Source organism: Endozoicomonas sp. SESOKO4 (assembly GCF_024606275.1).
The window spans coordinates 1-7,277 of the sequence record NZ_JAHHPS010000652.1 but is presented as its reverse complement, the minus strand read 5'-3'; the positions used below and the strand labels follow the sequence as shown (position 1 = coordinate 7,277).

The following is a 7,277-nucleotide window of genomic DNA, read 5'->3' as shown; positions in this document are numbered from 1 at the left end:
GACACCCTCAAAACCCGAAACACCTCGGAAGACTTCGAGGAAGTCGCCGTCTGGCAAGTCAGAAAGGCTTTGGAACAGGCTTATCAATTGGGCCTGAAACAAGGCCAAAAACAATAACCCCAAAAGGAGAAGCACCATGAAAACAACAAAACTCACTGCTACCCAAGAGACTGTTCTCAAGCAAGCCGCTGAGACAGGAACCCTTGACGCTTCCGAGCTCACCCTGAAAGGAGGTGCCCGGAAGAAAGTGCTGGACAGTCTGACCAGCAAAGGCTTTCTGATCCCCATGAAAAAGGCTGACACCTACGACATCAGCCCTCAGGGCAAGACGGCCATCGGCCTCCCGGTAGACGACCAACCTGCCCGGAAAGGCAAGATCCGCACTGGCACCAAGCTCCATAAGGTGATTGAGCTGCTGAGCCGACCCGAGGGCGCTGAGATCGACGAAATCATGCGCGAGACCGGCTGGCAGCAGCACACCGTTCGCGGCACCTTGGCAGGAGCCTTGAAAAAACGACTGGGGCTGACCATTGAATCTGAGAAGCCTGAAGGCAAAGATCGCATTTACCGGATTACCGCCGGGCTGGAAGCGCTCTTTCAGGGTGAGACTTCATGAGCACCCGCTAGCATTGCAAGGCTGCTGGCATTTTCCTTATGGGAGCCTCGATTATGAGAGGCTCCATTCTACTGGCTATTGAACTCAAGTTTTAGTGGCACCTCAGATCTGTCAACCAGGTTGACAACTTTGCCCGCAAAGGCTGACAGTTTGGTTGACAAAATCCCTGGCTGGTTGACACCGGAAAGCCCCGCCATTACTAGGCTGAAGCCCAATCTGTCAACCTGAGTGTCAACCCCGATTTTCACTCTGTCGCTGGCGCTATTCCGCGCTGATGCATACCCGCACTAGAAGATGCCTCCCAGGGACCCCGGAACAGCCGTCAGAAGACGCTTATCAAGCGTTCTTTTCGATCCCGAGACGCTCCCTGTATTTAAAAAGAAACGCTCAGAGCGGCTTAAATTAAGCCTCAGCCTTTCCATGTTCTTGTCATCTTCTCCAGTCCACGGCTGGCAATGTATCCACCAATACCCATTTGGATAATGCTGAACAGTTTCAGTTCCACTGCCTCAGTTAGATTCGGTGCTGACCAACCCATCCATCTACAAACGACCAGTGCCGTAAAGACCAGCATCACTATGGGTCGCCAGTTTCGTTGTAGCCAGCTTTCACCCTGCGCCTCCGCTTTAACGACAAAAGCCTTTTGCTCCAGCTCATTCAGCTCACCGTTGAGCAGCATCTTGCTCAGTTCCGCTCTGGCTTCCCTGGCTTTGTTCGCATCAGGAAAAAGCTTGTCGATCACCTTCCCGATCACCGGGATGGCAGCCACCAAACTCACCGTTTGCCTCCCAGCAGTCCTTCCTGTCTTAACCAGTGGTGCACATCAAAATTGGGACAGGTCTTCACCTTACTAAAGTGATGATGACCATGCACGACAGCGTTTGAATAAATAGCTTGATGGCCAGCCACCAGAAGCTTCAGCATTCGCTTCTGTTCCGGAGTGAAGTTATCTTCTGGCTCATTGTGTTCATTCAGGCCACCCACCAAACAGATGCCAACACTCTCATGGTTGTGGTATTTGACATGAGCACCCCAGTCTTCAATAGGACGACCCTGCTTTACGGAACCGTCCCTCTCAATCACCCAATGGTAACCAATATCCAGAAAGGCCCGCTCCATGGTGTGCCAACGTTTGATGTCGTCAAAAGTAACGTGTTGGTTGGCTCGGGTGTCCGAGCAATGAACGACGATGTAATTGGTTTCCTTACGCTTGCCCATCACTCATCCCCTGAGTTTATGTTTTAAGAAAGTAAGCCAACAGGCCAATAGCAGCGGTCAGCACGATCCAACCGAAGCGTTCGATATAGCCCAACATCACACCCCGGCGACTGGCCTGGAACTCCAGCTTCCGGATGCGTTTCTCCTGTTCATCCAGGCGTTCATCCTGACGGGTAAGGTTGTTGGTCTGGTGAGTGATTCGTTCCTCGATCATGGACAGACGGGAAACGGCATCGCTCAGTTTGTCGAGCTTGGAATCAATCTGATCCAGTCGCCTTGAAAGTTCTTCCATGTCTTTCTTCTCTGGTTTGTTCAAAGGTCAGATGATTGGATTCAAGATAGGCTTCCTTGCCTGTGTACTCCTCCCATCGACGCACAATGACATCCACGTATTTTGGGTCCAGTTCGGTGAGCCGGGCACTGCGGTGTGACTTTTCGCAGGCAATCAGTGTGGAGCCGGAACCGCCAAACAGATCCAGCACGATGTCGTGGGTCTTGGAAGAGTTGCGAACAGCTCGCTCTACCAGCTCCACGGGTTTCATAGTGGGATGAAGGTCATTCCTGGCAGGCTTGCTATAGAACCAAACGTCGCCCTGATCTCTGGCTCCACACCAGAAATGTTCGTTGCCTTCCTTCCAGCCGTAGAGGATTGGCTCATACTGCCGTTGATAATCCGAACGACCCAGGGTGAAGGTGTTCTTGGCCCAGATGATAAACGTGGACCACTTGCCACCGGCTTCCCGAAAGGCTTTCTGGAGCGTATCCAGTTCAGACGACGACATGCAGATATAAATCGCCCCCTTGCAGACTCCGAGCAGGTTGGTCATGGCGGCCAGCAGGAAAGCGTGGAACTCAGAGCCGAGATTATCGTTTTTGATCCGGCGATCTTTTTTCGCTTGGGTGTTTTTCTCAGGGTTAGCGTAGTCAACGTTGTAAGGTGGATCGGTGAACACCATATCCGCCAGCTGGCCTGCCATCAGGGCTTCCACATCTGCCTGTTCGGTAGCACTGCCACACAGCACCCGATGGCTTCCCAAAATCCAAAGATCACCCAACTGGCTGACGGGATGCTCTTCCGGTTCAGGAATTTCGTCATCGTCGGTCTGCCCTTCTGGTTCGTCCACCAGCAACAGACCTTCCAACTCCTCATCGGAAAAGCCCATCAGGTCCAGGTCAAAATCCAGGGCATCCAGCTCTGCCAGTTCCTGTTTGAGCAGTGCTTCATCCCAGCCTGAGTTGGCCGTGATCTGGTTGTCGGCAATGATCAGCGCCCGGCGCTGAGTCTCACTCAAGTGCCCCAACACAATCACCGGCACAGTTTCCATGCCCAGCTGCTTCGCCGCCATCAGACGACCATGACCGGCTACGATGACATCGTCACTGCCCACCAGCACCGGATTGACAAACCCGAACTCCTCGATGGACCGGGCAATCTGGTCCACCTGCTCATCGGAGTGAGTGCGAGCGTTGTTGGCGTAGGGCACCAGGGTGGCGACGGGGCGATGTTCTATGGCTTCGACAAGGATTCTGGCCATGGTTCTTCCGTGATTTCCAGACGTAAAAAAACCTCAGACCGGGGAGGTGTGAGGTTCAGGTGCACTTCGCTTCGAGCTTAGCGTTAATTCTTGTCAAATTTGGCGAAAGTGTCCAATCCTTGAAGAGGCCTCTATTTTGGATATACCCAGACAAAACCAGACACTATGAGTTACTTCGGGTTACTCCGGGTTACGTCCTCCGGCCAAATGGATGGCAATCCTGCTCATGGCTTTGCACCAGTGTGCGTATGGGGTTTTCCGGTTCACTCCCAAATCTTCAGCAATCACTCGCCAGGGCAAACCCGATGCACGAAGCCAGATCAGCTTGCGTTCCTCCTCGCTGACCCATCGCAACCAGCGCATACACTTCACCATGCGATCCACTTCGTCTTCCGAGGGCTTGGGCAATCTCAGGATTTTGTTTTCCCCTTGATAAACTTCCCAGCGGTTGGGATTGATTTCGGGCCAGTAGGCCGAGTACCGGAGATTAATACTTAACGACACTCGTCGTGCTACCAGCCAGGCTTCCCGATAGCGATTGGCCAGTTCATTGATGTCCATTCGAGATTCCTCCCTGAGTCGATTTCCAGCCGGAAATATCACGCATCAGTAAGGTTGGAAATTTAAGTTCCAACCTTACTTGTATAAGTAAGGGGTTCTGGAAATTGGAAACGGTTTATTTTTCAATGAGTTACACGTTTCCAGAGCCACGCATTTCTTGGAAATTGGAAATACGACATATGTCATTTAAATTTATATATTTCTTTATACTTTCAGAAAGTTAGAGTATTTTTTTAAACCTTTCTCTATTTCCAAAACTCTGGAAATATTCTGGAAATGCTGGAAATTGGAAACGCTCTGGAAACGCTCAATCAGTCATTTTTCAACCGATCTGCACCCTCTTCAATCCGGCCTTTTCCATCAGCAAATAGTCCCCAGGGAGAATCCAGCCACTTTTGTTCTTTTGATCCCAGAAGTGTGCCTTTAACCACTCTTGGCGGACGCTCATTCAACAATTCCTGAACCATATTTTCGAGCTTGTGTCGGGGCATATGATGGAAGGCTTCAGGAAGACGATGCCGGTGCTTGAAGACCCCATTCACTCCGGTATGAGTAAAAGGATGCCTACGACTGGCTGCCATTCTGATGCCACCAGCGAGCACTCCCAGCAAATCATAGGTAGAAGGCTGTTGACCTTTTATCCTTGCAGTCAGGTCCTCCAACAATCCGATGCTATTGCGTTTATAAGTACGGATTGTCCGATCCGCCGGGCCATTGGATTTCACTACCGCTCCCTGGTAAAAACTTCTCGGCTCGGGGATCAGGTTCAGAGTCTGACAAGTTTGCTGCACGATCTGGTCCTGTGCAGGCCAGAGGGCATAGGCCATACGAACACCATCCACCAGCGCACTGCTGCCTCTAATGGCATCCCTGGCCTGTTCTGCACTATCGATGGGTTTCTGTCCTGGTGGTTTGCGCATATGGTGAACCACAATCACAGTGGCACCCGTTTCACTGGCCAGGTTCGCCAACAGCCCCGTCAGGTAACTACCCACTGCAGGGTCAGCGTTCACATCGGCATGAACAAAAGAGGATAAGGGATCAAAGACCACCAGCTTGAGATCTTCAATAGCCTGAAGCTGGCGGACTACCTGGGTAAACTCTGATGTCGTTCTTGGCCCTTCCGGAGTTTCCCTGACCATGGGGAATGGGCCACCTGCATTAGGTAATGGAATAATGAAGAGTTTCTCAGGCGATTTCAGTCGCAAGTCTGTCGGGTCCAGTTTTTGAAGACGACGGTGTACTTCTGCCTGATCATCCTCAGAGGTGAAAACAACGGCTGTTCCATGTTGTAAGACCTTGCCACCAAACACCTCAACCGTCAGGTCTTCACCACAGGCAATTTCCAGTGCAAGCTTGAGTGTGAGCATTCCCTTACCTGTGTCTCCCATAGCCGCAAGGATTGAGACAACACCTAATGGAAAAGAGCCTTCAATCAGGTAGTGCTGCTCAGGGGCTACACCTTTGTAACGGAGCGCACTCCAGTCTGACAGTTGCAGGCCTGCCGATTTGATTGTCTTCCGCTCGGTTGCGGCCATCTAGTGATCAATATCAAAGCCTTCCTGAACGGCATCTGCGGAATCCCATTTCTCAGGTTTATCTGCCGGTGGTTTCAGAATCACTACAGACAAAGCTCCGACATCATCGATAGCTTTAGCCGCACTGAAAGCATATTCCAGCCCGGCGTCGTCATTATCAGGCCAGAGCGAAACACGCTTACCTTTGAGGGGTGACCAGTCCGTCTTATCCGTCGGGGCCTTGGCACCGTTCATTGCAGTGGTGGCACAATAGCCACTTTCAATCAAAGCCTGTGCTGCTTTCTCGCCTTCCACCAGCAGTACTTCGTCGGCTACCTTGACACCTGGCTGGTTGTAGAGTGGCCTGGGGTTGGGGGCTTTGGTTTTACGGGTCTTTACATCCCAAGGCCGAAACTCTTTACCCTCTGGCGTATCGTACCGGTAAACACAGGCGATCAAATTGCCTTCGGCATCGTGGTAGTCCCACTTGCCTGTGTGATGACCCAAGTCTTCATATTCTTCCTGGTGACCAACCGAAGCTGGTGGCGTGAATGACGGCATACCGAGCCACTCCGCCATGAGCTCTATGATTTCTGGAAAGTCCCTTTGAGGATCAAGAGACTGATGCGCTGCGGTCAGACTGATAATGTCACCACCTTCACCGCTTTCAAAGTCGTGCCAAAGCCCACTACCCAGCTCCACTTCCAGGCTCTTGCCCTTCTTGCCGTGGACGTTGCCCAATACAAACTTCTGGCCTCGTTTTTTGCCATTGGGAAACAGCCAGGCCAGGTACTCAGGCATTCGTTCCAGAATACGACGCTTAACGTCTTCTGCATCCCGTTTCTGTGTCGCGCCCTGCTCTTGGGCATCGTTAAAATCAAGCCATTTGTTTTTCATTGTCACAGTCCCTGTAGGGAAAAGCCCACCCGCAGGTGGGCGTTAGAGCCTTAATCCCACTGGTTGTTGTAGCTTTCAGCTGGGTGAGGCGCTGAGTCCGGAGGACTGTAGAGCTGGGATTGCAGCTGAGCCTGAGGGTGGCCACCCTGCTGATTATTAGCGAGTGCTTGGCCCTGAGCATTCTGACCAAACATCAGCTGGGCATACTGCTTGTGCTCCGGTGTGATGGCCTGCTTAATGACATTCTTGGGTTCGTCGTACTGATCCTTTTCAGTACTGATTTTGGCGACGAACTCAATACCATCCAGCTCTGACAACGATTTCAACTGCCGGGCTTTATAAGCCGGGGGACTGTTATCTTCGGCCTTGATATTACGAGCAGATTGCAAAACACCCCGGACAAAGGAACGGCCCATGTTTTCCCACTCCGGGCCTTTGGGGCTGTGCATACCGATCAGGGACCAAATCTTGCGCCTGGCGTACTGGCCTTCCAGCACCGTGAACTCGGCATTGAGGTAGATGGCTCCGGTATCGCCACAAGTGGCGTAACCACCGGTCCAGCCCATTTCGGGATTGTCGTAGCCTCCGGGCTTAAGGGTCATACGTACCTTGACCAGAGTGCCTGAAGGAATGACATCGTAGCTGCCCTGATCGGTAGCATCGTTAAAGTCGTTCCAGCGTGTCATAGCTCTTTGTTGGCTCATGGTTATTTCTCCGTTCCTTGAGGTTGAGTTTCAAACTGAACAGGCTGCCTTGACCCACTACGGATCTTGGTAAACAGCTGCCCGAGGTGAGGCGGTTCGTATACATCCAGACGACCGCTGCGATCCTTGGCCGGGTAGCCATAGGGGTTGAGGGTTTGGCAAACGAAGGTACGACGCAGGTTGCCCTCTTCATCGGGCAGACTGCCCAGTGTGATGACCTGATCAACAA

The 7,277-nt window shown here is 52.0% G+C and carries 9 protein-coding genes and 2 pseudogenes; 2 read left to right on the top strand and 9 right to left on the bottom strand.

The window, feature by feature from the left end; genetic code table 11:
• Both KDK16_RS13665 and KDK16_RS12740 read left to right on the top strand, forming a co-directional pair.
• Window positions 1-117: pseudogene (locus KDK16_RS13665) on the top strand (hypothetical protein); the annotation flags it as partial.
• A gap of 19 nt (window positions 118-136) precedes the next feature.
• Entirely contained in the window at window positions 137-616 is a 480-nt protein-coding gene (locus KDK16_RS12740) for a DUF3489 domain-containing protein (RefSeq protein ID WP_257276412.1), read from the top strand.
• Window positions 617-1,025: 409 nt separating this feature from the next.
• Here KDK16_RS12740 and KDK16_RS12735 read toward each other — a convergent pair whose 3' ends face one another.
• From KDK16_RS12735 to KDK16_RS12695, 9 genes and pseudogenes are all read right to left on the bottom strand, one after another.
• A complete protein-coding gene (locus KDK16_RS12735) occupies window positions 1,026-1,394 on the bottom strand; it encodes a holin family protein (RefSeq protein ID WP_257276411.1) in 369 nt (122 codons plus the stop codon).
• Entirely contained in the window at window positions 1,391-1,834 is a 444-nt protein-coding gene (locus KDK16_RS12730) for an N-acetylmuramoyl-L-alanine amidase (RefSeq protein ID WP_257276410.1), read from the bottom strand. Before KDK16_RS12730 ends, KDK16_RS12735 begins: the two co-directional genes overlap by 4 nt.
• A gap of 16 nt (window positions 1,835-1,850) precedes the next feature.
• A complete protein-coding gene (locus KDK16_RS12725) occupies window positions 1,851-2,126 on the bottom strand; it encodes a flagellin (protein WP_257276409.1) in 276 nt (91 codons plus the stop codon).
• Window positions 2,092-3,369: a site-specific DNA-methyltransferase gene (locus KDK16_RS12720; protein WP_257276408.1), complete on the bottom strand. Its 1,278-nt coding sequence runs from the start codon at window positions 3,367-3,369 to the stop codon at window positions 2,092-2,094. The genes KDK16_RS12725 and KDK16_RS12720 overlap by 35 nt, the downstream gene beginning before the upstream one ends.
• A gap of 180 nt (window positions 3,370-3,549) precedes the next feature.
• Window positions 3,550-3,930 (bottom strand): DUF6362 family protein, encoded by a 381-nt coding sequence (locus KDK16_RS12715; protein ID WP_257276407.1) that lies wholly within the window; start codon window positions 3,928-3,930, stop codon window positions 3,550-3,552.
• A 311-nt stretch (window positions 3,931-4,241) separates the two neighbouring features.
• Window positions 4,242-5,468: an AAA family ATPase gene (locus KDK16_RS12710; RefSeq protein ID WP_257276406.1), complete on the bottom strand. Its 1,227-nt coding sequence runs from the start codon at window positions 5,466-5,468 to the stop codon at window positions 4,242-4,244.
• Entirely contained in the window at window positions 5,469-6,344 is an 876-nt protein-coding gene (locus KDK16_RS12705) for a hypothetical protein (protein WP_257276405.1), read from the bottom strand.
• A gap of 50 nt (window positions 6,345-6,394) precedes the next feature.
• Window positions 6,395-7,048, bottom strand: coding sequence for a hypothetical protein (locus KDK16_RS12700; protein ID WP_257276404.1), 654 nt, complete (start codon window positions 7,046-7,048; stop codon window positions 6,395-6,397).
• A gap of 2 nt (window positions 7,049-7,050) precedes the next feature.
• A pseudogene (locus KDK16_RS12695) lies at window positions 7,051-7,277 on the bottom strand (hypothetical protein); the annotation flags it as partial.